This window comes from Mucilaginibacter terrigena (genome assembly GCF_004168255.1).
GTDB lineage: Bacteria > Bacteroidota > Bacteroidia > Sphingobacteriales > Sphingobacteriaceae > Mucilaginibacter > Mucilaginibacter terrigena.
The window spans coordinates 325428-352375 of record NZ_SEWG01000003.1 but is presented as its reverse complement, the minus strand read 5'-3'; the positions used below and the strand labels follow the sequence as shown (position 1 = coordinate 352375).

Below are 26948 nucleotides of genomic sequence, written 5' to 3'. Positions count from 1 at the left end.
TGCTTTCTCCGAATATTATAATAAAACATCGGTGCCGTTATTACTTATATTGCCAACTGGGGCCGACCATGGTAACCCACAACTCGGGCAATTCAGCATTATTATAACCTGCTTACTACTTTATAGGGTATCAGCTATGCTGCTGTTACAATCCCGATCAGATAGAGCCAATGCAAATAAGGCTTATCCATCTATATGCCAAACTATCACTTAGTACTTTTAACTGAACCAATTATTACCTGCCTATACTTCAAGGTAATATCAAAGCTTATTTAGAATCATTTCAAATAAAATTGTTTAGAATCATTATAAATAATACATTTGCCGCATATTTAATAATCATTATGTGCAAAAAACCTACCCTAATAGCATTTTTCATTTTACTCTCGTCACGTTTATTATTCGCGCAAACCGGCATTATTAAAGGAACAGTAAGGACAATTGATGGCGCACCGGCCGAATCGGTAAGTATAGCGCTGTTGGGCACAACCAAAGGCGCCAGTACAGATAAAGATGGCTCGTTTCAGTTAAAAAATATAGATTTGGGCACTTACACTGTTGTTGCAAGCTTTGTAGGGCTTGAGAGAAAAGAGCAGGTAGTTACGCTTAAACGTAACCAAATAATCACTATTCATTTTGTCCTGAAAGAAAACTCGGCCAGGTTGAACGAGGTGGTGATATCAGCCCGTAAATCAAAAAATAAAGTTAGCACCGTGGTGGCCAAAATGCCATTGAAAAACCTGGAGAACCCACAGGTTTATAACACTGTATCCTCAGAGATCATCAAGCAGCAAGGCATAAATAACTATGATGATGTGATGCGCAACGTGCCTGGTATCAGCCAAACCTGGCAATCTACCGGCCGTGCCGGCGATGGCGGCGCATATTTTGCCCTGCGCGGATTTGATGCGCAGCCTGTTTTAACCAATGGCTTACCAGCCCTAACCGGCGGCAATCTCGATCTGGCCAATGTGGAAGAGGTGCAAGTTATAAAAGGCCCGTCGGCTACACTTTTTGGCGGAAGCTTTTATAGCTATGGCGGCGTAATTAACACCATCACTAAAAAACCCTATTTTGATTTTGGCGGCGAAGTTGCTTACAACATAGGTAGCTTTGGCTTAAACAGGGCAACTATTGACCTTAACACCCCGTTAAGCAAAACCGAAAAAATAGCCTTACGTATAAACACTTCTTATCAAACCGAAAACAGTTTCCAGAATGCGGGGTTTAAAAAATCTTTTTTTATATCACCCGCAATTACTTACGAAGTTAACAACAGGCTTAAGCTTGATGTAATGGCCGAAATAACACAGGAAAAGCGTGCTGTTGCACCTGTGTTTTTCCAATCGGACCGAGCTACTCCCCTGCCATTTAAAACCGTGGAAGCTCTGAATTTGAATGTTAACGAGTCGTTCACCAGTAACGATCTTACCATGAAAAACCCAAGGTTTAACATCCAGGCACAAGCTAATTACAAACTATCCGATCAATGGAACTCGCAAACCGTTATATCTGCAGGCAGGGTAAAATCCGACGGTTACTATACTTATATTTTTGATGACGACCAGCCGGACAATTTTTTCCCGCAGGATTTCCATATCGAAAACAACGTTACCAATACCTTTGATATCCAGCAAAACTTCAACGGCGATTTTAAGCTTTTTGGCTTACGCAACCGCATACTGGTTGGTGTAGATTATTATAACCGCAAAGTGGATGATAACGGATCGGGCTATGCTACGGTTAGGTATGTAACCCCACAAGGCAACTCTGTTGATTACACATACCCAAGTTCGCCAAGTGTTTTTTACCCGGCCGCGCAAGTAATTAACAAGCAATTTGTAGATAGCAAACTGGCAGGGCAGGAAAGCGCCGAGTATAAGTTTTCAAACAGTTCGTTAGCCGCATACGCATCCGATGTTATCAATTTCACCCCTAAATTATCGGCTATGCTAAGTTTAAGGGTTGACAATTATACAGCACCCGGCAGTGTAGTTAACGGCACAGTAGATTTTAGCCAGTTTGCATTATCGCACAAATTAGGGCTGGTATACCAACCTGTTTTAGATAAGGTATCGGTTTTTGCCAATTACATGGATGCATTTATCAATGTAGAGCCCAGTACCACGTTTGATAATGACGGGAACCAAACTGGTGTACAAAATTTTAAACCCGAGCATGCCAACCAATGGGAAGTTGGTGTTAAAACAAACTTATTCAGCGACAGGTTAAGCGCTACCCTATCTTACTATAACATTAAAGTAAGCGACAGAGTGTATTCGGACCTGGCGACCAACACTTCTAAACAAGGCGGCAAGGTGCGCAGCAAGGGCTTTGAAGTTGATGTAAACGCCAATGTGGCAACGGGTTTTAACCTGATAGCCGGGTATAGCCACAACTCCAACAAAGTGCTTGCTGGCGATGCGTTGGATTTTTACAACGAGCCGGGCAGGAGTTCGGGCGGTCAGGGGCCATCTGACCAGGCTAACCTTTGGGCTACTTATAAATTTGCCAAAGGCGCCTTTAAAAACTTTGGCCTTGGTGTTGGTGGTAACTATGCGGGCGAATACATTGTTATTGATAATAGTGTAACCGGCCAATTTATTTTGCCAGGCTATACATTGCTTAATGGCAGTATGTTTTACAACAGCGGCCATTACCGGGTAAACTTTAATGTAAACAATATCACCAACGAACAATATTATATAGGCTATTGGTCGATAAACCCGCAAAAACTTAGAAATTTTAACATTAGCCTGGCTTATAAATTTTAAAACTACCCTACATATACTATGAAAAAAGCCGCTTGCAAAATTTGTGAGCGGCTTATAAACAAAAAATAATTATTGCATATTCCTCATAATTACATAGTTGATAAATTTTAGCCGTCAGCTAAACATTTATACAATTATTTAACAAACAATTAAACTATTATTAACAATGATCCATTATTATTGCAAATGCACTAATTTATTTAAAGTATCTATTAAAATGTTACAAATAAATTACAAATAAATTCTTTGCATATAAAAACTTAGTGTTACTTTTACACTATTAAAAATAACAAACAAGTCTTCTCATAATTTAGGTTTATAATTGGTTAGTAAAGGCCCCTGCCCATCAGGGGCTTTACTTTTTTAAAAAGATTTTATAAACAGATAATAAAAATCACAACAAGCATTTGTCATTTCACAAAATTTGCTACTTTTGCCATCCCGATAGGGTGTTGCGCAAACAGCAAAAATTCGGGGGATTAGCTCAGCTGGCTAGAGCGCTTGCATGGCATGCAAGAGGTCATCGGTTCGACTCCGATATTCTCCACTTCATTAAAAAGCCGCTTACAAGTTTTGTAAGCGGCTTTTTTGTTGCAGGTAGTGCTGCATTCAAACATATTATACCGGCATTAACCGATAATTATATTGCGTTAGGTTATCTGTTCTGTTTATAAAAGTTAAGTTCGAGCGCATGGAAGTAAGCACTGCCACTCCAGGTATCTAAAACTTTTATTCTGATATACCGCACTTCAGGTGTCCCCGCGGGTATCGGGAAGTATTCACCGGCTGCGGCGAAGGCTACGTCTTCGTTCGTGTTATCGCCAACCGGTTTGCCCGATGGTTTTGTTGAAGTATAAGTTGCAATTTTTGTCCAGCTATCAAAGCTTCCGTTAGGATCAGGATCGTTGCTCCCCCATAACTCAAACCGCTTTGCATTACCGGCGTTGTAAAGCGAGCCGCCCATGCGCTGGTACATTTTGAAACCCGTAAGTGTTGATCTTACTCCCATATCTAACGAAAACCAAAAAGGGAACGTTTGCCCGGGCGTATGAAAACCGGGTTCGTTAAAGTTATTATCCCAAAGGTATTGCAGTTCCCAGCCATAGGCCGACCCTATATCGCCAGGGAGACGAAGCGGCGCGAATAACGACTTATTGGCCAAAATAGGTACTTCGTCAAAGTCACTCACAGCAAACGAATCGATGGCGGTTTGCTCCGGCAGGTAATAGGACTTATACTTTATCAGCGACCCTGTTTTGTAGTTTGGCAGCGTAACCGAGGCAGACAGCTTTTTCAGGTGCCCTTCCTTAAGTTCGCCATTATTATCTGTATACTGCACTGTTGTTGAAAGGTTGGTGCTATCTGCTTTCTCGAAATTAACAGTAACGGAACCATCGCCGTTTAATACATAAGGGTTAACCAAACTGTACGACCGGTTTAGTAAGGTTGCCTGGTAAACGCCCCCATAAACCCTTACATTATTTATCTCTTGCCCTACAGAGCGGTTTCCCTTATCATCAAAGGCAACTATCTTAAAGGAATAAACATACTCTTTAAGCGATGGAACGATCACTTTTATGGTATCCTTTGGGTCGTGCGTAGTAGCGTTTACGATCATCGAATCGGCACCGTTGTTCCACGATAGGCTGTACCTTGTGATGCTTGGATCGGGGCTTGGGTTAAAGTACAGCTGGGCGCGTAAATTTCCCGTGTTGTAATGCGAGTTTGTAACCAGGCCCGGATATATAACCTCGTGATTATCTAAAAAGGCCTTATAATCGTCGCTGTATTTTCTGCAGCCGATAACTGCAAAAACTATTACAATAAGTACCAAAGCTTTATAATTGATTTTCATTTTCTTTTGTTTAATAATTACTATAATGGGTTGCCATACAGCGAGATCTCCATGGTGTTGCCATAATCTACACCACCCCAGGTTTGATTAATAACAAAGCGTATGAACTTTGCAGGCGGCGCGGCTATATTTATATTAAAATTTACACCCTTTGCAACAAAGTCTATATCGCTTGCATTTGCCTGGTTAGGCGGCAAGCCCGAAGGCGGATCGGGAAAATTGTAACTGCCCATGTTTACCCAATCGCCTATTATTGTTCCGGCAGCCGAGTTATTTGGCAAAGCAATATCCTGTGGCGCATCCTTATCAGACCCCCATACCGTAAAACGTTTTGCGTTGGCATACCCATAGGCACCATTAACCCTTTCCCACAATGTAAACCTGCTTAATTGCGCCTTTACCCCTAACCCAAAAGTACCCTGTATGGTAGGCGAAGCGCCGGGGTTTGTATGCCATCCATCAGGTTCATTGGTGCTGCCATCAAAGAAACGGCGAAACTCCCAGCCATAGCCTATCTCGCTATCGCTGGATAAGTGATAAACAAAAAACTTACTTTTATCAAGCAATACCTCTCTAAAAGGTGTTAAGGTAGTAAATAAGGTATCTGAGTAATTACCGTATTTATCTGACGTAAACACTCCAAACTTAACCGGCACATCCTGGTAGCCCCTTATCGAAAAATTCACAGTATCGGTACTTATGTATTGTGGTTCCTTTTCATCATACTTGCTGGTAGTAGTGTTTTGTGATATGATATGAACAGCCACTGCTGCCTTAGTTGTATTTAAACCAAAAACGTTTACGCCGCCAAAATCGGGTGTTAAGGCAAGGCCAGTATTTACCAGCAGGTATTCGGGCAGATCGGGGTGTACGGTTACCGTAACCGGGTCTGATTTTACGTTTGCCCGGCTAACCGCGTACAGCGTAACCTGGTACTCTTTGGTTTTCGCAAAACCATCAACCATAATGGTATCGGTATAATAGCTGGCTTTTGTCTGTCTCGATTTATTATCGTTTATTTTATAATCGGCCAGTACATACAACAGGTTAGGTGATGCAGGCAGTTTATAGGTTATGTATGCCCCGCCATTAAAGTTTTTAACCTGAATATCGGTAACAACGCCGGGTTTGGTTTTATCATTTGATACCACATCGATGTTCGATTCCTGCTTTTTGCAGGCCGAAAAAAGCGTTATCAGCAAAACCGGAACCAGCATAAGCCATGCATAGTTTTTACGGTTATCTATCTTTTTCATAATTTATATTTAAATATATCGATCAATAAATGCTTGTATTAGCCCGGTACTACCAGTAGGGGTTTTGGCTAAGGTTATTATTCACTATTATATCGCTGGTTTTTATTGGCCACAGGTAATCCTTTATACCAAACAACGGGATAAATAAAGTTTGTGGCCTGTAATAGTTAACAGCGTTATTTTCGTATATATTCCACCCTTGTACGGGTTTGCTAAGCACCTCCTGCAATTCTTTCCAGCGGCGCAGGTCCCAGCCTGCCTGGCCTTCAAAACAAAGCTCGATCCTGCGCTCCTGGTGTATTATCTGTCGCAGGCCGTCCTTGGTGGATGCCTTGCCCGGGTTTTTAGAATAGCCGGCCCATGATTCCTGTACGCCTTGTAAACCTGCCCTTGCACGTACCTTATCAATATAGGTGTAAACCTCGGCAGTGGGGCCGTTTACCTCATTCAATGTTTCGGCATATAACAGGTATAGCCCCGCAAGCCGAATAACCGGCAGGTGATAATCTATCGCCTGGAAACTTTCATCGTAAATAGAAAGGTAGTTGGCCAGCTTTTTAGGCCAGTACCCCGTAATATTGGTAGAGCTTAAGCTTTTGGGGCCTGCAAGCGCGGTATTGCCGCGGGCTTGTACATATAATGGGTTATTTTGATCGAGCACGCCATTACCAAACCACACACCGCCATCAAAACCCAGGTCGGCGTAAAACCTTGTTTCGCGGTTAAAGTTGGTTTTGGCTGTTTGATAACCGCTTTTTATATAATACTTATTGTCATCGTCGCCGGTTTGTACGGTATTACGGTTAGCATAATCCCATGTTTTATCTTCATTAATGGGCACACCATTTTTGGTATAAAATAATTCTGCTGTGCCTATTGGTACGGCAAAGGTTGAAGGATAGGACGACGATATGGCTACCGATTTTGATGTTAACCTTGGTATGGTATATCCCTGGTAACGGAAATAGTAATTAAAGGCCCATATCAATTCGGGGTTGGTTTCCCATTTATCGGTTATGGTGTTTTGTATGGTAAGTACATCCTTTAGCTGTTGCGAAACATTGCTCACATTTGCCGGCGGCGAAAACGTGTACAATTTTAAACCCTGAAGCTCGGCTTCATCAATGGCCTCTTTACAGGCATCTGCAGCCTTTTTCCATTTGAGCGGATCGTATGTGGTCGAAAAAAGTGGCTTACCTTCATTATCGGTATAACCGGCGTAGTCGGGGTTACCATTAAATAGCGGGCTTGCGGCAGTGGCCAGCACCTCTGCTTTTACAGACATGGCAATTACCTTTGTTATACGGCCAAGTTCTTTTGCCTGGTTTTGTATAACCGGGGGCAAATCGGGTATGGCTTCGTCCATTAGCGATATAACATAATCAAACCCTTCATCGGTCGAGCTTCTTTTGCGCTTAACTTCTTCTGCCGATGCATTTATGGGTAAATTCTCTTTAATTAACAGCATTGGCCCATACATACGTATCAGGTAATAATGATAATAAGCTTTCAAAAATTTAACCTCGGCTATCCAGCGCTTTTTTTCGGTTGCGCTAAGATCAATTGGCTTATCAATGTTTTCCAACATGGTGTTACACCTTCTTAAAGCGTTAAAAAGGGCTATCCCATTATTTTCACCATCCCAAAAGTTAAGCACAGGCGAAGCTGTATTTTGCGTCCCCCTAATCATGTTAAAGCCGGCCTCGTTAATAGGGTGGTCGTTCAAATTATTGGGGTAAACAATTTCGGCCGAGCCGGTGAAGCCCGCGTTGCCGGTAACCTCATACATTTGCTGCATGGTAGAGTAGCAGGTGAAAAGAAAATTCTCGGCCTCGTTGCGGTTCCTGAAAGCATAGTCAATAGTGCCTACGTTATCGGGGGTAACATCGAGGTATTTTTTACAGGATATGCTTAGCGTACAAAATATTGCCAGGCAAATGGTTCTATATAATATTCTCATGATATTTTTTTTAATCTGGTTATTACAAACTCACGTTAAGGCCCACATTAAATACTTTTTGTATGGGGTAGGCAAACCCGTTTCCACCAAGTTCAGGATCCCACATTTTAAAGGGGCTCCAGGTAAGTAAATTAAGGCCGTTAAAATATATGCGGCAGTTGCTTAGCCTGAGTGATTTTGAAATGCGCGCAGGCAGCGTATATCCAATTTCGACAGATTTTAAACGTATATAGCTGCCATCGCGCAGCCACCATGTGCTGGGCTGCAGGTTATTTGCAATTACAGTATTGTTGGTGCCTAAACGGGGGTACAGGGCATAAAGGTTTTGGTTCTCTTCAGACCAATGGTTATCTGCAAATTCCTGCAGCACCTGGGTATTGCCATACACGTAGGCATCGGGGCTGGGTATAAAAGGGCTAACCCTGTTTGGGTCTACAAAAAACGACACCCTTGCCTGCCCCTGGAAAAAGGAAGAAAGATCAAACCCTTTATAGGCTACGGAAAGGCCAAACCCGTAAACAATTTCGGGCACGGTTGGATAGCCAATAAATGCCATATCTAACAGATCAATTTTCCCGTCGGAGTTTAGATCGCGGTACTTGATATCCCCTCCCTGCGGCCGTGCGCCGTTATTAAATATTTGTGTTGGCGAGTTTTGGGCTTCTTTATCATCCACAAACAGCCGCTCGGCAATGTAACCGTAACCACGGTTTACAGGCTGGCCAATAAAATGCCGCCAAGGCTCTTTATAATTGGGCTCTTCAATATAGTTGTACTTATTGGTGGTATAGGTAAAGTTAGAGCGTATCATACCCGAAAAGCCATTGCCCAATGTTTGCTTATAATCCATAGACAGGTCAATCCCCTTTGAATCTACTATGCCCAGGTTAGCGCTGGTTTTTGTTTCAAGGCCCTCGCTCGATGGGATATTGGCACGTTCCTGTAAAATATCGTAACGGTGATTTTTGTACACCTCGGCAATAACATTCAGGTTTTTAAACAAGGTGAACTCCAGGGCAAGGTTGGTTTGCCTTGATGTTTCCCAGGTAACATCGGGGTTTGCATAATTATTTATATACAGGCCCTTGCGTTCGTACTGGTTATTTATACCAAACTGAGCGTAGTTGCCACCTTCGTTAAATTTAACATCCGATTGGTAGAAGAACCGTTGCTGGCCAATAGCATCGTTACCAACCAAACCATGGCTGGCGCGTATTTTTAACCGATCGATAAAACCGGGGTGCCAGAACGGTTCATTTGATATTACCCACGATGCACCGATGGTTGGGAAAAACCCGTAACGGTGATTTGCCGAGAAACGCTCAGATCCATTATACCCAAAGTTGCCTTCTAAAAAATAGCGGCTTTTGTAAGAGTAGGTTAACCTGCCGGCTAAGCCCAGGTTACGGTATGGCAACGAGTATTGTAGGGTTACTTTATCCTGCTTTGGATCTTTTGAGTTTGAGTAAACCGTTTGCTGCGAAGTACCTATGAAGGTAGCGCTGATGCCATGGTTGCCAAACTGCTTGTTATAATCTAACGCGCCCTGCAGGTAAATAAATGTATTTGCAATGGGTGAGTTGGCCGAGTAAGTAAGGTATTCTTGCGCTACATTGTAACCAGTAGGCTGTGGGTTTAGCCATTCTAAAGTATACTGGTTAGCCTCCTTATCATACGAGTTAACGTTGTAATAAAACGGAGAATAGGCCAGCTGCGAATCGAAGTACGAATATCTGTTAGTATTGAACAATGCCCTGAATTTTAGCCCATCGGTAATAAAACTAAAATTCTGGTTAACTTCAAACTGGGCCGACATCCTCGATTCCGACGAATTTTTGTGCCCCCTAAGTAATGCGGCGTACGGGTTATTGTATTGTATGTTATTACTTGACGAACCGGAAGCTATGCCCGCATTGCCAAATAAAATGTGCTGTGCGTTAGCGTTGGCTGCATCGGCGGGAAAATAAGCCGGGAACAAGACGGGGCTGGTATGCATAGCCACGTTATACAAGTCGGACGAGAAGGAACCATCGATAGTGATCGGCCCGTTATACTCACTGAAATTACCGGATAACCTTACTATCAGTTCGGTGCTTTTAGTAAGGTTTATATTAACATTGCTGCGTAGTTGGTAATTCCTAAACTTAACGTTGTTGTTATTATTATTTCGGATATCCTGGTTCAACACGCCATTATCAATATTATACGATCCGGCTACATAGTACCTGGTAACTGCATTGCCTCCGCTAATATTTAAGTTGTTACGCTGTGTGGTCGCCCTTTTTTTAAATAGCAGTTTAAGCCAGTCTACCGCGGGGTAAACATATGCGTTGCTTCCCGGCTCGCCATTTATGGCGGCTTGTGTATTTATTATTTTACTTTGCGAGAAAGGCAGCGGCAGCGTAGGGTTGCGCGTTAAAGTTGCCTCGTTATACAGGTTCATGTAAGTGATAGGGTCGGTAAGGTCAAGCGTGTGGTTAGACTCTGACGACGAGAACTCCGACCGGAAACTGATTTGCGCCTTGCCGGGTTTACCCTCTTTGGTACTTATCAGTATTACACCATTTGCCCCCCTTGCGCCATACAGCGCGGTAGCGCTCGCATCCTTTAATATCGAAAAGCTTGCTATGTCATCAACCTGCAGCCTTGCCAGGTCTGATGTTGAATACTCAACATTATCAATTAATATCAGCGGGTCGCGCTTGTAGCCGAAGGTTGTAACACCGCGTATAAAAAACCTGGCATTATCCTGCCCCGGCTGCCCGCTGGTTTGAAAACCCGTAACACCGGCTATTTGCCCAATTAAAGCGTTAGTTAAGTTACTTGCCGGTATTTTAAGGTTAGCCGGGGTAACACTGGTTACCGAGCCTACCACAGCTTCTTTTCGCTCTTTGCGGCCAAAGGCTGTAATTACAACTTCATCAATTGTTTTACTTTCGTCCTTAAGTATAATGCTGAACAATTTATTGGCCTGCGTAGCTACTGTAGTTTGTGATTTAAACCCCACAAACGAAAACCTTACCGTAGCCCCCTCAGGCACATCTAAAATAAAGCGCCCGTTTACATCTGTAACTGTGCCAATTTTTTTATTGCCATCAACAGTAACGTTTACGCCGGGTAACATTAGTTTTAATGTATCGGCTACGGTACCGGTAATGGTTATTTTGGGTGCCGTTTGCGAAAAAGCGCTTTTGCCTGCTACAATAAAAAGCAAACAAAGCAGCACTTTAAGTACCCAAAGGCTTTTGTTTAATTCGTAAATTTTCTTCATATTTTTGATTTGATAATTGATTTTAACTAAGCATGCGCCCATGCTATTTGCCATAATAAAGGGCCAAATTAGCCCGGCCTTGATATGGAGTTATTGATCAAATTTGAGTGGTACGGCACCGCGCGTTGGGCACATACTATGTGCGATAATTCAGGTCTTGTCATTTTAAATTAATTGGCTCTATAAATTGGTATGGTAAACTTAGATTGATTTGCTGCCGCAAGGAATGGATAAAAATTGCAAAAGGATGGATAATTTTGCCTTTATTAAACATTTATAATCTTTGTGCGTAGGTTAGTATCCAATGCCACTATTTAAGGCCAATGCCTATATAACTTTAATGGATTTTTATACCGCCTTGTAAATGGATAATAAGTTAAAACCGCAAAAAGTGTGGGTAAAGGAAGGCTTTATTGGCCAGCGGATGATTGTTTTGCCGCCTAACATTAAGCGTAAAATAATTACCAATCAGGTTATAAAAAACTTTTATTTAACCGCGATAGGGCATTATCCTAACGCTGCTAACCATGGCCGCGAGCGCAAAACCGGCAGCAACCAATACATACTTATTTACTGTGTTGAAGGCGGTGGCACCATTAACTCGGGCGGGGTTACCCATACGCTGATACCCAATAGCTATTATATTATTCCAAAAAATTTACCCCATAGTTATAACAGCGATGCTAACAATGCATGGAGTATTTATTGGATTCACTTTACCGGCGACATATCTGACAAGATATTTGACCGTTACCTGCATAATGGCGCACCAGTGGTGCAGCATATCCCTTATGACGAGAACAGGATAAAAAACTTTGAACAGATATATTCCATCCTCGAAAACAGTTTTAATGAAAAAGAGATGGAGGTAATGAACATTTACCTTTTGCATTTTATATCGTCGCTTATCTATTATAAAGAAGCAAACCCCGCCATTTATAATACCGATTCTATCAGTAACTCTATCCTTTTCATGAAGAAAAAGATAGGTAAGAATTTAACGATAGAAGAGTTGGCTAAACAACAAAACTTATCGGTATCGCATTATTCCAGGGTATTTAAACAAAAAACCGGGGCTTCGCCAATTACCTTTTTCAACCAGTTAAAGATCCAGAAATCATGTCAATACCTCTATTTTTCGGACAGGAGCATTAAGGAAATATGTACCGAGCTTGGTTTTGATGACCAATTTTACTTTTCAAGGTTATTCAGGCATATTACAGGCGTATCTCCATCGGCCTACAAAAAAGCGCACAAAAAATAACAGTCGCCAATATTCTCTTCCTCTCAAAACAGAACAGCCAACTGTTCAAAATCGAACACTCTATTCGATTATGCAACTAACCCTGACTATTCTTTACAACACACTGTAGTATTTTTTCATACACATTTTAATACACAGGCTATTTAAAAAGCTACAAAGTGGGCTATTTTGAAGGCTTTTTGGTTTAATTGTAAAAATATATCATGCTTAATGTCATTTTTTTCAATGTGTTTAAAAAGTTTGGCATTGAATTGGAATACTACTTATCAAACGGAGTTAAAATGGTAATCGAAAAGAAAACTAAAAACACGGGTGAAGAGAAAGAGTGGGAAAACCCGCAAGCACCCGAGAAAACATCCGACGAACGCGACAAGGAACAATTAGCAAGGCAGTATAAAGAAGCAAAACGCCGCCACGATAACCTTAGCGAGAACCAGGGAAACGAAAACAAAGAAGAAACCAAACAATAAACTAAAAAACTTAAAATATTGAATTATGAAAACTTACCAAAAACCAGCCACAAGCAAATTAGTTAATCGCTTTGATAAAGAATTGATGAACATATTAATGAGCGACCTTAAAGCCTTGAAATCAAAAAATGTAAGCCGCTTAACAGCTGCGTAGTTTAACCACACTAAAAAAAACTCAACAACTAAACATCTTTACCCATGAAAGCTTCTAAAAAACCTGCAACAAGTAAATTAGTTACCCGTTTTGATAACGATTTAATGAATTTATTAATGGAAGACCTAAGGGCTTTCAGAGAGCGGAACCAGTTTTCATCAAGCAACAAACAGGGTGCTGTACAACAACAGTTGTCGGCCGCCTGATCGATCATATATTATATCTACAACATCTATTTAAAACATCTCTTTGAGAAAAGTAAGGCCGCTGTAAAAAGCAGGCCTTATTTTTTTGAGGTATATTTTACAATCAGCTTTGCTGTTTTCATTGACGCGCCGGGTGCACCCATCCTTCCGTCGAGCACCTCATAATTATCAAGCATTTTTTGGCGATAGTCATCATCATTCAACAGGTTATCCAACTCGGCAGCTATTTTGGGCGATGTGCAATCCTGCTGTATTAACTCCTTTACCACTTCCTTATCCATTATCAGATTAACAAGCGATATAAATTTTATTTTTACCAGCATACGGGCAATGCTGATGGTTATGGCATTACCTTTATAAACTACCACTTGCGGCACATTAAACAATGCGGTTTCTAAAGTGGCCGTTCCTGAGGCTACTACCGCTGCTTCGGCGTTAGCCAAAATATCGTAAGTGGCATTAAATATTACAGGGATAGCTTTATTACCCAGGTATTGGCTGTAATATTCCGCTTTGAATGAAGGCGCCCCTGCCACAACAAATTGATGATCAGAAAACTCCCCGGTAACGCCCAACATTTCGGGCAGCAACCTGCTTATCTCCTGTTTACGGCTGCCGGGTAACAAGGCTATTATCCTTTTACCGGTCAGGTTATTATTTGTCAGGAAGCTGGCATCGGCCTTAAATGCATCAACGGCATCCAACAGGGGGTTACCTACATAATCTATATCCATCCCCCAGCTTTTGTAAAAATCCACTTCGAAAGGCAGGATACAAAACAGGTGGTCAACAATCTTCTTTATTTTAAGTACACGTTTTTGGTTCCATGCCCAAACCTTAGGCGATATATAATAGCAAACCAACAGGCCCTTAGCTTTAGCAAACTCAGCTATTTTTAAGTTAAACCCCGGGAAATCTATCAGCACTAAAACATCCGGCCGGTATGTCGCGATGTCATGTTTACAAAGCTTTAGGTTTTTAAGGATTGTGCGCAGGTTTATAACCACTTCTACAAAGCCCATAAAGGCCATATCGGCATAGTGTTTAACCAGTGTACCCCCTTCGGCCTGCATCAGGTCGCCGCCAAAAAAACGGAAGTCAGCCTCACTGTCAAGCTCTTTTAGAGCTTTCATCAGGTTGGCCCCATGCAGGTCGCCCGAGGCCTCGCCGGCTACCAGGTAATACTTCATCACGAAATGTGCATTTTAAATACGAATATCAACAACGTACACACAAATGTAGCTATCATTATTCCGTTTGATGTTTTATCAAGATAAGCCTTTGCCGAAAACCGTAACATCACCAGGTTTAGGCCTATGGCTATTAGGTAAGGTATCGCGGGCTTATCCAAAAAAATGCTATCATTCTTTAATAAAACCGCAAATATTAGCCAGGCAAGCACTGGTGCTACACAGCCGTAAAGCATGCCAATGTATAGGTTGTTCTTTTTAAACATTAAATGTCCACGTGTTTAAAACAGGTATGGCGTGGTGCGCGGTCATATCAAACTGAACGGGTACAACCGATGCATAGTTATGATCGAGCGCCCAAACATCGGTATCCTCACCGTTATCGTCGTTCTGAAAAACACCTGTCAGCCAGTAGTAAGGCCGTTTATGCGGATCTATGCGTTCGTCAAATTCTTCGGCCCATTTGGCATTAGCCTGGCGGCAAATTTTTATCCCTTTTATGTTATTCCCTGCCGGGAAGTTAACGTTAAGTACTGTGCCAACAGGCAACCCGTTGGCTAACACCTGCACAGCAAGTTCCTTTACAAACTTTTGGCAATGCTCAAAATTAGCCTGCGTGGTATAATCATCAAGCGAAAACCCGATAGATGGGATCCTTTCTATCGCCCCTTCAACCGCTGCCGACATGGTGCCCGAGTACAATACGTTTATAGAATTGTTAAGCCCGTGGTTAATACCCGATACACAAAGATCGGGCTTTACGCCTTTTAATACAGTGTTAACAGCCAGCTTTACACAATCTACCGGGGTGCCGCTGCAACTGTACATTTCAATACCTTCGTAAATATCAACCTTATCTAAACGCAGCGGCTTACCAATGGTTATGGCATGCCCCATGCCCGATTGCGGGCTATCGGGCGCTACAACCACTACCCTGCCAAGCTCTTTCATGGTGTGCATCAGGGCTTTTATGCCGGCCGCGGTTATACCATCATCATTTACTACCAATATTGTGGGCTGCTTAGTTTTCATCTTGCTGCAAAAATAGATAATTTGCTACACGCCTGCTGACGAAATAAATTAAAAGTGACCTGAATATTAAACTACTTTATTTACACCGGGTATCCTTACTATTAATAAACCTAACAAAAAGCTTATTACCACAGCCAGCGGCGCTACTACCAGCAGTTTTAATGCAGGATCAACCGCCCAGTTGCGTAACCCTACCGAAAGGCCTATGACCACCAACGGGTGAATAATATATACCGCGAATGTGCTGCGCGATAATTTACCGAGGAACACCGACGATTTATTCCAACTGTATTTGCCTATGCAAAGCAGCGCGGCGATGATGGTAAAGCCTACCAGTTGCTCCCAAACAGCATACCATAACGATTGCCAGTGCTCACCGCCGGTAAACCATGTTGTTGGGAAACCCATAAGCTTTCGCGCGATAAAAAATAACGGGAAGCCTATAAACACCAGGCAAAGCGCTATGGTGCGCATACGCTTACCTGTATAATGTTGGGCGTTATTAAGCCATTTGCTTCGTGATGCAATTAAACCCAGTATAAACAAGCTGATGTATTGCGGAAAATGCCCCAATTGAAACCCCAGTGGTTTAAGCACCCATCCCACGGGGAATAAAATACGTACAACATACGTTATGATGCCAACAATTACCGCAAAACCCAGGATAGTTAAGATGTTAGGTAAAGCTACCACCTTGCTCATATGCTTCACGGTTACCCGGTATAAAACATATAACAGGGTAAATATCAGCAGCGCGGCAACAAACCAAAGCACACCAAAATCTACCCATGGATGAAAACCGCCCAAATACTGCAGGTACGTTATATCGCTGCCATTGGCCCATTTGTAGGGCATAAAGCTTAAAAATGGCGATAATACTAACGAATAAAATATCAACGGGATGCCCAGCCTGATCAGCCTGTCTGTAATAAACTTCACAAGGCCTTTTTTATCGTAGGATGACGGAATAAACAATGCCGACAGGAAGAAGAAAAACCCCATAAAAAATGCCTGATTTACGGCTACAAACACTGTCATAGGGATTATGGCGCCTTCCAGGGTGGTTTTTTGTGAGTAGTACCAGCCGCCCGGTGCACCGTAGGTAATAAAGGTGTGGTGCATTATCACCAGTATGGTAAGCAATACTTTTAGATGATCGATATAATTGATCTTTTCTTTTGGCTGAATAAGTGCAGGCCGTGCTTCGGGGTTCGACATTTGATTTTAGTTTATGGCATCAAATGTACACCAGTTTAAATAAAAACGAAATTAGACTTGGCAGTTAATGCTATGTTTGTAAATTGCATTAAATAAACCCATTATAAACCTTTATCATGCAAAGTTCAACTAAAATTTGGCGGATACTTTTCGCCATTGCCATAATAGCCATTGCAGTACAGCAAGTGGTGTTTTCTGTTTACATGCCGGTGATACTTCCCTGGCCCGAAGACCTGGTAAAATCGCCGGTTGTTGTTTGGATAGGCAGCGCAATAGTGGCTGCCATAGGCGCACTTATAATTATTGATAGTAAAGCAAGGCCGGCTGCAATATATTTAGGATTATTATTCCTGGCTTTACTTATCGTATTTCATATACCAAACCAGTTCAGAACCACGCCCGGTTTTTTAGGCAGTTGGGCAAACGCGCTTAAAATATTAGCTTTAAGCGGCTGTGCATTTATTGTTGCAGCATCATCACCAAAAACAGGCACCTATGTTACCGGGTTTGAAGCCATACTGCCAGCGGGCCGCTTTTTTTTAGCTATTACGATGCTTGTATTTGGGATAGAACATTTTGTTTACATAGGTTTTGTGCCCGGGCTTGTGCCACACTGGGCAAAGTTCCCCATTTTCTGGACTTATTTTACAGGGGTAGCGCTTATAGCCGCAGCGCTGGGTATTATACTTAATATCAAACTCCGTCTGGCGGCAAACCTGCTGGGACTTATGATATTTATATGGTTCCTATTATTGCACGTCCCCCGTGCCATGGCCGATCCCCGCGGGGGAAACGGTAACGAGATAGTGAGCGCTTTTGAAGCCCTTGCATTTAGCAGCAGCGCGTTCATACTGGCAGCTATCAGCAGGAAAAAAGAAGCAAAAAGTAAAACTAAAAGAAAAAAGGCTTAGCTATTGCTAAACCTTTTTCTTTCTAAAGCTTCCCTTCCAGTTCTTTTGCTTTTGCATAGTTAGATGTTCCGGGTGGTACATTCCTGAGCCATTTTTTGGCGTTTACATTATCCTTTTGTTTTACATAGCTTAAGGCGATATAGTAAGCGGCATCGTACTTAAATGCCGATTCGCCGGCATATAGTTGTTGCAAAATTTCGCGACCGCTGGCTTCCTGCTTATCCTGTATCAGGGTTATGCTATAGTAATATGCGGCCATGCTGTTTTTAGGGTTAGCCGCATATTCTTTAGCCAGTAGTTTTTCGGCCTGGGCATAATTCTTTTTATTATAAAAAGCAGCCGCCCTTTCCAGGTTAGTTTGCGATCCCTCGCCCCGCTCTGAAACCGACATACTGCTGCTTATAGTGTATTCGTCATACAGGCTTTTCTTCCAGGGATTAAATACTATTAACCCCAATATAAGCACTGCCGCCACGCCGGTGATCCAGCGGGTATATGCTTTAAATGATACTACTTTGGCCCCGGGTTTAAAATGAGTTTTATTTAAACCGTTAAGCGTTTGTTTTAAGTTATTAAGGTTAGCATCAGGCGTTAGGTGTGTTTTTAGTGCAGTTTTTGCCTGGCGGTACTGCTCAACATACGCGCGCAGTTCGGCATCAGCCTGCATTTGCAGTTCAAAATCCTTTTGCTGCTGCGGCTCCATTTCTCCGTCTACATAATTTGCTGCCTGTAGCAGGCTATCGTTATCCATCGCCATTTTACATTAAGATTGAACCATTTTTACCAAAGATGCCATACACTCCGATTTTTTTTTGCGCAGGTACCCGTAAGTAACACCCATGGCTTCGGCCACTTTTTCCTGTGCTTCGCCCTGCATGCTCCAACGGATAATTTCTTTACACTTTTCACCAAGTTTCTCAAAAGCAGCCACAAACCTGTTGTTCTGTTCGGTCTGCTGTTCAAGTTCCTCAGCAAGCGCAAAAGTATCCTCGCTGCTATCTAATACATCGTCGGGGTTATTTGTTACCGGTAAAACCGCTCTTTTTTTCAACTCGTTAAACCACTTGCGTTTGCATACCAAAAAAACAAAAGCATTAAAGGGGCAGGTAAGCTGCAGATCTTTGTTTTTTGCCTGGTGATATATATCAATTAATGCTTCCTGGAAAATATCGGCCGCGTCATCCTCATTGCCATTATTAAAACAGATGTATGACTTAACCTGCCGGGCACAGCTTTTATATATCTCATCTATTAATGCCGCGTCATTATTTAATAAGGCAGTAACGTAACGCTGATCTGGATGGGTTGCTTTTGCCATAAACTTAGGTTGGTGGAAAGTACGAAAAATAATATTTAAAAATATTTTCAAAAAAGGGGGTAACAAATTTTAAGCGCCGCTGATATAGATGCAAACAACGATAAAACACGGCGTAACGCTGAAAAGCCAAAACAGAGTAAGCAATAAAAAAATTAAAAACCACGATCATGAAAAAGTTCAATTTAACCTCAGTATCAGTAGCAGCATTATTGTTATTATCAGCAGCCTGCACAAAAGACAAAAACGACATGGGCTTTGTACCCACCAACCCTGATGGCAACGCACAACAATTTGTGGCCAGTAACGCACCTAAAACACAAAAAGTACAAATTGATGCATCGGCCCTGCCAAAAAGTGTAACACTTAAAGGCGGTACAAAAATCACCTTCCCGGCAGGGTCTTTAAACATTGCAGGTGTAGCCGCAACAGGGCTGGTAACTGTAGAAGCTGTTGAAGTATTAAAAAGAAGCGACGTATTGTTTTACGGCAGCAACACTAACCACAGTAGCGGTGCGCCCCTTGCATCAGATGGTTTTATATATGTAGATGTAAAAGTAAATGGCACCAGCATTGATGCTAACCTGGCTGTGCCGATGGAAATTTCTATTCCGGCTAAAAGAAGCGGTATTACCCAACTTTGGGAGGGGGTTGACCAGGGTGGTAATCCGCTTGTAGCCGGCGCAGCCGCACAAATGGCATGGGCAGCGCCACGTAAAGGCCCTAACGGCCAGGGTGGCGGCAAGGAAGTTGTAGCTGTTGATAACAACTTCACCTTTAATTTTGGCAACACCGGCTGGATAAACACCGACGTATTTTATAGCTACAGCAATCCAAAAACTACCGTTAATGTTGACCTTGTTGGAAATCCCGGTACATTATCTTCATTCCACTCGTACAGCGGCGAAACTTATGTGTACTTCTGCGCCAAAGGCAGCAACGTTGCCGCCCAGTTATACACTACAACAGGCCCCAATAGTGTTAAAAGTTATGACGATGTAATGCCGGTAGGTGTTGAAGGTAAATTTCTTACCTTCTCTATCAAAGATGGCAAATACTACTACGGCGAACTGGAAAGCACTATTGTTGCCAGCCAGCACGTAACCCTAACCCTAACCGAAACTACTGAAGCAGCGGTACAGACAGCTATCAACAGCCTGGATGGTTATTAATTCTACCTATAATTTTATGACCATAATATGGCGGCCTTTTTAAGGCCGCTTATTATGGTTATAAGTTTTTATATTTAATTGTTTTTTACCTAACCAGCCCTGCCCCTGCTCACATGAAAAAGATATTATTATTTGCATTCATCTGCCTCAGCGTAAACCTGCAAGCGCAGGTTGCCCCGGCGATATTACCAAGTGATACCATCCCGGCCATCATTAACCATACAGAAGATAATGGTGTGGTGAAATTCAGTCCGCAGCTGCGGCCGCTACGGCCAATTGCCGGTGCCCCGGCCCCGTTTTATACCTATTTTTGGGAGTTTGGCGATGGCAGTTTCAGTTTTGAGAAAGACCCTGTACACACTTATTTAGATAGCGCCCTCACCTATAATGTACGCCTGTATACTACCAATAATTACGACGATGGCAAGCGCCCGCCAACCCGGCCAAAAAAGATCATTGTAAAATCGGCGAAGGCTATGCTGGCTGCGGTGCAGGTACCCGGCAATCTTTTTCAACCCGGTAGCAGCATCACCCTAAAGAATAACTGCCAGCCTAAACCCGGCGACGATATGATGATGATACTGGGCTACCGCAACAAAGCAGGCAGCATGACCCAAAACCTGGGCGGCACCATCGCTATTTTATATAACGACAGGGAATTTAGCAGCAATAATTTCGAACTTTCAGAAACTCGGACCTACCACAACGAAAAAAGCGAAGATCTTGAAAAGTTAAATGCCTTTGCAGCCATGCCGGTTAAAAAGCAAAAGGATAATTTGTATTACGCATCTTTAAGCCCTGGTATATTGCAGGAACAAATAGATGAGATATTGGCTAAAGAAGCCCTGGTTTTGCTCGACCAGGTAAAGAATTTTAAAAGCAGCAAGGCATGGCATTTTGAGGGGTTAAAGGCAGGGCAGGAAAACTTCGTGTTTATGAACTTTAAAACCACGCCCGAAATGATCAAGGACACCAATGCCATTGTGCGCCTTACCGGTGTTTTTGTACCCGATGACCCAAGGATAGAGAAGGAAATTTTTAGCGTGGAGCTACAGATCGTAGCCTCGCACGATCCTAATAAAATGTCGTTGCGCAAAACACGGATGGATTACCGTTTTACCGGCAAACACCGCGAATTGACCTATCGGGTAGATTTCCAAAACACCGGCAAAGGCCCGGCAAAAAAGGTGAATGTTGGTGTCCGCATTTCGCCGGTATTTGATGTGACAACCATCAAAGTAAGTCGTACAAAACCCGAACTAAAAAGCTGCGACAGCGCTTATGCCAACCAAAGCTGCCTGAATGTCTTGCCGGGAAAAGACAGCGTGAATTTTGTGTTCAATAACATTTATTTGCCCGGCACTCAGCAGGAAGGCGTACACGATGCCGACTCAACCAAGGGCTTTGTGGAGTATAAAATAAAGTTTCAGGAGAAGCCAAAAAAGCTGCCTATTTACACACGCGGCTCTATCATTTTCGATAAGAACGAGCCAATTGTTACCAACCGTGCTACCGGCCGCTTTAAACCGGGGCTTTCGCCGGCAATTATCCTGGGCTTTGGCTTTCCAATTCAAACTAAAAGCAACAGTTATCTAACCCAAAAGAATTACACTATCGGCGCAAGCATTGCGCCTTACTCGCCATACCGGAAATACCTGCAGGCCGAAATTTACCTGAGCGATTTTAAAGAAGTTTCGGATACTAAAACGATAACCGCTAATAAAGATACGGTGATTGGGAAAGACCGCTATGTTATTTCTAATCGTTCGCGCACGTTATCAAATAAAATAACAACCATTAATATTGTGCCTGTATCATTACGGTATAGTTTTAATGATTACGTTGGCGCGGGGGTTGGGGCTTTGCTGGCGCTTGATATAAACAACACATCAAAGCGTGATATAAACTATATGCTTAGCGGTATACAGGGCACACCCGATCTGAACCTATCAGTATTGAAAGATAAGATAACGAATGCCTTCTCTGACGTGCGGGCTTCTGTTTTTGCCGATGTTGTTGTGGGCAAAGTGCGTGTAGGGCCGGCTATTGGTTTCAGGTATTTTTACGATCCAAAATCTTCTGTATCACACGCAAGCACCTATGTAACCTGGAAGTTTTAATATAAAATAACCTATTTTAGTAGCATAACCTTTATCTATGCCGCTGAAGTATTTACGCTTTTTTGTGCTGCTTTGCCTGGCCTTTTGCCATGCAGCCGCTTATGCACAGGATGCAACCATAAGTAAAAACCTGGCAGACTTAAAAGCTAAGAACGACCTTACCGAATGGCTTTACCAGCGTATAGACTATGTAAACGCCAACCCGCAACAATTGCCCTTTTTACTTGCTACCCAAAAAGATGTTTGGCGACAACCTGTAACCCTTGAAGAGCGGATAGCATGGCTGACCTTGTTAAGCACACAAGGGTACGACCAATTGCAAGTTGGTGATATCCTCAGCTCCATTAACTATTACGAAGAAGCCTACGCCTATTTTTATAAATACAAGGTAATGCAATTTGACGTGGTGGAGTATGTATTTAAACCACTAAGCAATAACTACACCCGCCTTGGCGATTTAGAGCGTGCCGTATTTATCCAGCAAAAAACGGTAGACCGTTTAAATGCTTTTGAAAACGCTGATGATATCGCCTCCACCTATAATAACATGGCTATTGCTTATTACACCATGGGCAACTTGGATATGGCAGCCAATTGCGTTGCCAGGGGCGAAAAACTTGTTAAAAGCCCGGCTATCAAGTTCAGGCTGCAAAACATTTTGGCCGAGATCTTCAACGATCAAAACCAACTGCCAAAAGCCAGGGCGCTGCTCCAAAAGAACATATCATCGCAAAAAAAACCTGATCAGGAAACGGCTTACGGGAAATTTGGCGCTTACACCACATTGGGCGATATTGATTTGAAGGCCGGCCAGTTAAATGCAGCCGAAAACAGCTTTAAGGCTGCCTTAAGTATTATCGATATATGGTTTAAGGGTTATCGGCTGCGCGAAAAAGCCAACCTTACCGCACGCTTAGGCAAAATAGAACGGCTAAGAAACCATCCTGAAAAAGCGCTTATATTATTTGATAATGCCTTGCGCATACTGCGGATAAATACCCTGCAAAACAAAACACTGGCACAAAATATATACGGCGAGAATAAACTGGTGGAAATTTTTCACGAGAAAGCCCTAACCTACCGGCTTTTAAAGCAGGATGGGCAGGCACTTGAAAACATGCGTTACGCTTTGCTGGCAAACGATAAAATAAGAAAGGAATTTGCCGATAATAAAACCAAGGAACGCCTGCAGCAGGATGGCAAGGAACTGGCCGAAACCGCTATAGAAATGGCTATGGGTTTATACAATACAGCTTACGATAAAAAATACCTTAACCTAATACTGGAAATTGCCGAGCAAACCAAAGCCCGCACCCTGGCCGACCAGATACAGCGCACCAAACAGCAGCTGGCCACCAACATACACGATACCAGCCTGCGCAAACGGTTGGATCTGGAGCGTGCCATTGCCTATAACGAACGCCTGGTAATGACAGAAAAAGATGGCGCCAAATACCAGAAAAAAGTAAATGCGCTTAAGTATGACCTGTCGTTACTTAACAAAAAATACCGCGAGCAGGCGGCCGGTTCGGTGTTGCCTTCGGCTGCTATATTGGCTGCTTTGCCTGAAGGAATACATGCCATAGAGTTCTTTTTTGGGACCCGGTTTGTTTATGCCATCGATATTAAAAATCGGTATGTTAACGCAGTTTCGCGAATTGGCGGTACAGATAGTTTAAGGGCGCAGCTTACCCTGTTCATCAATACTTATTACCGTAACGGGCCTGATGCGATGCTAAACTCTCCGAAAGAGTTTTTCCTGGCATCGAACCAGATCTATACAACCCTTTTTAAAAATACCCCGCTGCAAGCAAACGAACGCTTATGTGTTATAGCCGATGATGTGCTGGGTTACCTGTCGTTCGATGGACTTATCACTGGTAATAAATATGAGCCGGCTATGTCAAAATGGCCCTTCCTCATCAGGAAAGTGACCACAACCTACGCGTTTTCGCTTAACGCGCTGATAAAAAATAAAGCCAAGGATATAAACAGGGATGCTTTCAGCGGATTGTTTGTAACGCACGAGGGCAGTAACAATACGCCCATCATCGCTGTAAAAAAAGAAGCCACTGCTATCAGCAAATTAGTAAAGGGCGATTATTTGTATGATGATGAGGTTAGTACTAAAACCTTTTTCAACAGCTTTGAAAATTCGGGTACGCTGCACATCAGTACGCATGCTTACTTAAGCGGTATAAATAAGGAGCCGACGCTTGATTTTGGGAAGGACAAGCTGTTCCTGTTTGAATTACTGGCCCGGCGCAATAAACCTAATCTGATCGTTTTAAGCGCCTGCCGCACCGGTGACGGCCTGCTGGCAAAAGGCGAAGGGATCATTAGCCTTTCGCGCGGTTTTAGCGCTATTGGTACGCCCGCCACCATTGCAGGTTTGTGGAATGTTAACGACGAAGCGGTGTCGCAAATAACGGCGGACATGTATAAGTTCTTACTTAGAGGGCAAAGCAGCGGTGCGGCATTACACCAGGCAAAATTAGCGTGGCTGAATAAAGCCCAAGCATCCGACGTCATGTACCTGCCCTACTACTGGGATAGCCTTATTCTGATGGGTGCCGATGAGCCGGTATATTTACAGGCAGTTAGTAATAAAGTTTATTGGTATGCAGCAATGGGGGGTGCATTAGTAATAATAATGGCTTTTATTTACCTTAAAAAGCAACGCAGAAATAAAGCCTAATATCTTGTGGCCTGGAAAATAAACCAAGCATTTAATACCAGGTAAATAGCCAGCAATACCTGGGCAAATACAAAATCAAATTTCCGTGCTTTTTCGATTTTATCCTGCTTCACCAGTTTTAGGGAAAATGATGTGCCGATAATAACAGCCAAAATAAACAGCAGGGTTATGCCGTGCAGGGTATCAACAAGGGTAACCGTGGTAGATTCGGGCAGGGAGGAGTCGACGATATACTTATTACCTATTACAGCAAATAACGCACCTACACTCAGGCCAAAACGCGAATCGATACTATCGGTATGGATGTAAAAACACATATAGGCTATCAGGAAAGCGACATACATCCCTAAAAACATTTTCCAGAACAGTCCCATAGCATCCCTGTCCAGTTGGATCCTGACTTTAAAATTGCTGTACTCGGTATGTGGTTTTGCCAGACTTTCGTCGCCAAAAGCGGTTTCATAAATTTTAATACCGGTGGATACGTCAAGGCTATCGATACGCCAACCGCGGAGGGTGAAGCGCGGGTCGAAATGCTTGCCAAGCGTATCGGCAGCAAACACCAGTGATTTGGAATCGAACTGCGAGTTCTCTATCGAGAACCGCAGCTTCTGCCTGTCGAACGGGAAATTGTTTATCGCCCACGAATCCTTCATCACACATTGCAGCTTCATCAACAGGTAGATCTGGTTATCGCTCGAATCAACAGTAGAATAGGAGGTGGTTACCGACTTTGCCTGCGGCACTTCCAGGTTGTGCAGAAAATCGAACTTCTTGTTCTTGTATTTAAGCCAAAGCCATAGGTTAATGCTATATTCTTTGTCTTTAAAATTAATATCGTGGATACTGGTTATATATATCCCACTGTAAACGGTATCAGCGCGTTCGGCTTGCGCCTTTGCAGGTACAGCTGCTAAAACCGCTATCAGGATAGTAAATGTTAAAAAGAACCGTTTACCAATATACAATGCCATACTAAGGATTTGAGGTATAAGCTAAAAATAGGCATTTTGTTTGTTATTAATTATAGTGATTAAAGCCTAAATGCATACCGATAAAATCATCTGTGAGCCTCACAATAAACTATTTATTGACCACATTTACCGGGTTGCCGTTTAGATAGCCGGCCAGATTATCAACTACCATTTGCATCAGCCTGGTTCGTGCTTCTTTTGTTGCCCAGGCAATATGCGGGGTAATGATGCAATTTTTTGCTTTAAACAATGGGTTATCAGGACGCGGGGGCTCAACTGATAAAACATCGATGCCGGCACCTGCTATTATATCGTTATTAAGCGCATCGGCCAGGTCCTTATCAACAATAATTGGCCCGCGTGATGTATTTAGCAGGAATGCCGATCGTTTCATCCGTTTCAGGTTTTCGGTGTTGATGAGGCCTGTAGTTTCGGGAAAAAGCGGGCAGTGTATGCTCACCACGTCCGACTCAGCCAAAAGCTCAGGGATATCTGCCCACCTGAAATTGTCGCGATGCGACTGATCTGTACGCGTGCGGCTGTTTCCGATGATGTTCATCCCGAAAGCGGTGGCCACGTCGCCAACTTTTTGGCCTATGCTGCCAAAGCCAATAATGCCTATGGTTTTACCCGCAAGCTCAACCAAAGGGGAGTTCCAGTAGCAAAAATCGGCAGATCGCGCCCAATCGCCATTCATCACCGAATCGCTGTGTTGCTGAACATGCTGGGTAAGCCCGAGCAGTAAGGCAAATGTTAGCTGCACTACTGATGTTGTACCATAGCCCGGCGCGTTGCAAACAACAACGCCGTTGCGCCTGGCAGCATCAGCATCAACAATATTGTAACCTGTAGCCAGCACGCCAATATACCGCAAACCAGGGAGCTGATCTATCACCTCGCCGCTTAACGGGGTTTTATTGGTAAGCAGGATATCCGCCCCGCGCGACCGTTCAAGCACCTCTGCAGGCGGTGTACGGTCGTACAAAACTACCTCTCCTAAATTTTTCAATGCATCCCAGCTTATATCGCCGGGGTTTAACGTATAGCCATCAAGTACTACTATTTTCATTTTTTACTGTGTAGTACAAGTATACATACTAATATTTTA

At 43.0% G+C, this 26948-nt stretch carries 21 protein-coding genes and 1 tRNA gene; 10 read left to right on the top strand and 12 right to left on the bottom strand.

Annotated features, from left to right (window positions below):
* The first annotated feature begins 344 nt into the window (after nt 1-344).
* Both EWM62_RS08795 and EWM62_RS08790 read left to right on the top strand, forming a co-directional pair.
* On the top strand, nt 345-2774 hold the full coding sequence (locus tag EWM62_RS08795) for a TonB-dependent receptor (protein WP_129876282.1): 2430 nt from the start codon (nt 345-347) through the stop codon (nt 2772-2774).
* Nucleotides 2775-3247: 473 nt separating this feature from the next.
* Nucleotides 3248-3321, top strand: a tRNA-Ala gene (locus EWM62_RS08790).
* 108 nt (nt 3322-3429) lie between these two features.
* On the opposite strand, the gene EWM62_RS08785 is transcribed toward EWM62_RS08790, so the two are convergent.
* Genes EWM62_RS08785 through EWM62_RS08770 form a run of 4 tightly spaced genes read right to left on the bottom strand, consistent with a single transcriptional unit; the run spans nt 3430 to nt 11116 of the window.
* Nucleotides 3430-4629 carry a DUF4998 domain-containing protein gene (locus tag EWM62_RS08785; protein WP_129876281.1) on the bottom strand — a complete coding sequence of 400 codons (1200 nt, stop codon included), beginning with the start codon at nt 4627-4629 and terminating at the stop codon, nt 3430-3432.
* Nucleotides 4630-4649: 20 nt separating this feature from the next.
* Nucleotides 4650-5885, bottom strand: a complete 1236-nt coding sequence (locus EWM62_RS08780) for a DUF4959 domain-containing protein (protein ID WP_238989310.1) — start codon at nt 5883-5885, stop codon at nt 4650-4652.
* Between the two features lie 49 nt (nt 5886-5934).
* Nucleotides 5935-7845 (bottom strand): RagB/SusD family nutrient uptake outer membrane protein, encoded by a 1911-nt coding sequence (locus tag EWM62_RS08775; RefSeq protein WP_129876280.1) that lies wholly within the window; start codon nt 7843-7845, stop codon nt 5935-5937.
* A gap of 22 nt (nt 7846-7867) precedes the next feature.
* A complete protein-coding gene (locus tag EWM62_RS08770) occupies nt 7868-11116 on the bottom strand; it encodes a SusC/RagA family TonB-linked outer membrane protein (RefSeq protein ID WP_129876279.1) in 3249 nt (1082 codons plus the stop codon).
* Between the two features lie 364 nt (nt 11117-11480).
* On the opposite strand from EWM62_RS08770, the gene EWM62_RS08765 reads away from it, so the two are divergent.
* The 4 genes from EWM62_RS08765 to EWM62_RS19295 all read left to right on the top strand — a co-directional run bounded on the left by EWM62_RS08765 (nt 11481) and on the right by EWM62_RS19295 (nt 13210).
* Nucleotides 11481-12380 (top strand): AraC family transcriptional regulator, encoded by a 900-nt coding sequence (locus tag EWM62_RS08765; RefSeq protein ID WP_129876278.1) that lies wholly within the window; start codon nt 11481-11483, stop codon nt 12378-12380.
* Between the two features lie 203 nt (nt 12381-12583).
* A complete protein-coding gene (locus EWM62_RS08760) occupies nt 12584-12850 on the top strand; it encodes a hypothetical protein (protein ID WP_162499811.1) in 267 nt (88 codons plus the stop codon).
* A 25-nt stretch (nt 12851-12875) separates the two neighbouring features.
* Nucleotides 12876-13004 (top strand): hypothetical protein, encoded by a 129-nt coding sequence (locus tag EWM62_RS19675; protein WP_262708470.1) that lies wholly within the window; start codon nt 12876-12878, stop codon nt 13002-13004.
* Between the two features lie 44 nt (nt 13005-13048).
* The gene (locus tag EWM62_RS19295) at nt 13049-13210 is read left to right on the top strand and encodes a hypothetical protein (protein WP_162499810.1); all 162 of its coding nucleotides are present in this window, start codon (nt 13049-13051) and stop codon (nt 13208-13210) included.
* A 77-nt stretch (nt 13211-13287) separates the two neighbouring features.
* On the opposite strand, the gene lpxB is transcribed toward EWM62_RS19295, so the two are convergent.
* The 4 genes from lpxB to EWM62_RS08740 form a co-directional block, all read right to left on the bottom strand.
* Nucleotides 13288-14400: a lipid-A-disaccharide synthase gene (gene lpxB / locus EWM62_RS08755; RefSeq protein ID WP_129876538.1), complete on the bottom strand. Its 1113-nt coding sequence runs from the start codon at nt 14398-14400 to the stop codon at nt 13288-13290.
* Nucleotides 14400-14666, bottom strand: a complete 267-nt coding sequence (locus EWM62_RS08750) for a hypothetical protein (RefSeq protein WP_129876276.1) — start codon at nt 14664-14666, stop codon at nt 14400-14402. The genes lpxB and EWM62_RS08750 overlap by 1 nt, the downstream gene beginning before the upstream one ends.
* A complete protein-coding gene (gene surE / locus EWM62_RS08745; RefSeq protein ID WP_129876275.1) occupies nt 14659-15432 on the bottom strand; it encodes a 5'/3'-nucleotidase SurE in 774 nt (257 codons plus the stop codon). Before surE ends, EWM62_RS08750 begins: the two co-directional genes overlap by 8 nt.
* Before the next feature lie 66 nt (nt 15433-15498).
* Nucleotides 15499-16650 (bottom strand): acyltransferase family protein, encoded by a 1152-nt coding sequence (locus tag EWM62_RS08740; protein WP_129876274.1) that lies wholly within the window; start codon nt 16648-16650, stop codon nt 15499-15501.
* A 116-nt stretch (nt 16651-16766) separates the two neighbouring features.
* Here EWM62_RS08740 and EWM62_RS08735 point away from each other — a divergent pair, with 116 nt between their 5' ends.
* Nucleotides 16767-17561: a DoxX family protein gene (locus tag EWM62_RS08735; protein WP_129876273.1), complete on the top strand. Its 795-nt coding sequence runs from the start codon at nt 16767-16769 to the stop codon at nt 17559-17561.
* Between the two features lie 22 nt (nt 17562-17583).
* On the opposite strand, the gene EWM62_RS08730 is transcribed toward EWM62_RS08735, so the two are convergent.
* Nucleotides 17584-18312 carry an anti-sigma factor gene (locus tag EWM62_RS08730; protein WP_129876272.1) on the bottom strand — a complete coding sequence of 243 codons (729 nt, stop codon included), beginning with the start codon at nt 18310-18312 and terminating at the stop codon, nt 17584-17586.
* Between the two features lie 12 nt (nt 18313-18324).
* Entirely contained in the window at nt 18325-18879 is a 555-nt protein-coding gene (locus EWM62_RS08725; RefSeq protein WP_129876271.1) for an RNA polymerase sigma factor, read from the bottom strand.
* Nucleotides 18880-19046: 167 nt separating this feature from the next.
* Between EWM62_RS08725 and EWM62_RS08720 the strand changes: the two genes are divergently transcribed.
* The 3 genes from EWM62_RS08720 to EWM62_RS08710 all read left to right on the top strand — a co-directional run bounded on the left by EWM62_RS08720 (nt 19047) and on the right by EWM62_RS08710 (nt 24866).
* The gene (locus tag EWM62_RS08720; protein WP_129876270.1) at nt 19047-20048 is read left to right on the top strand and encodes a hypothetical protein; all 1002 of its coding nucleotides are present in this window, start codon (nt 19047-19049) and stop codon (nt 20046-20048) included.
* Nucleotides 20049-20161: 113 nt separating this feature from the next.
* Nucleotides 20162-22168: a DUF7849 domain-containing protein gene (locus tag EWM62_RS08715; protein WP_129876269.1), complete on the top strand. Its 2007-nt coding sequence runs from the start codon at nt 20162-20164 to the stop codon at nt 22166-22168.
* A 37-nt stretch (nt 22169-22205) separates the two neighbouring features.
* A complete protein-coding gene (locus EWM62_RS08710) occupies nt 22206-24866 on the top strand; it encodes a CHAT domain-containing protein (RefSeq protein WP_129876268.1) in 2661 nt (886 codons plus the stop codon).
* On the opposite strand, the gene EWM62_RS08705 is transcribed toward EWM62_RS08710, so the two are convergent.
* Together EWM62_RS08705 and EWM62_RS08700 are read right to left on the bottom strand one after the other, a co-directional pair.
* Entirely contained in the window at nt 24863-25840 is a 978-nt protein-coding gene (locus tag EWM62_RS08705; protein WP_129876267.1) for a ligand-gated ion channel, read from the bottom strand. The genes EWM62_RS08710 and EWM62_RS08705 overlap by 4 nt on opposite strands.
* Nucleotides 25841-25949: 109 nt before the next feature.
* Nucleotides 25950-26909, bottom strand: a complete 960-nt coding sequence (locus EWM62_RS08700) for a D-2-hydroxyacid dehydrogenase (protein ID WP_129876266.1) — start codon at nt 26907-26909, stop codon at nt 25950-25952.
* Between the last annotated feature and the right edge of the window lie 39 nt (nt 26910-26948).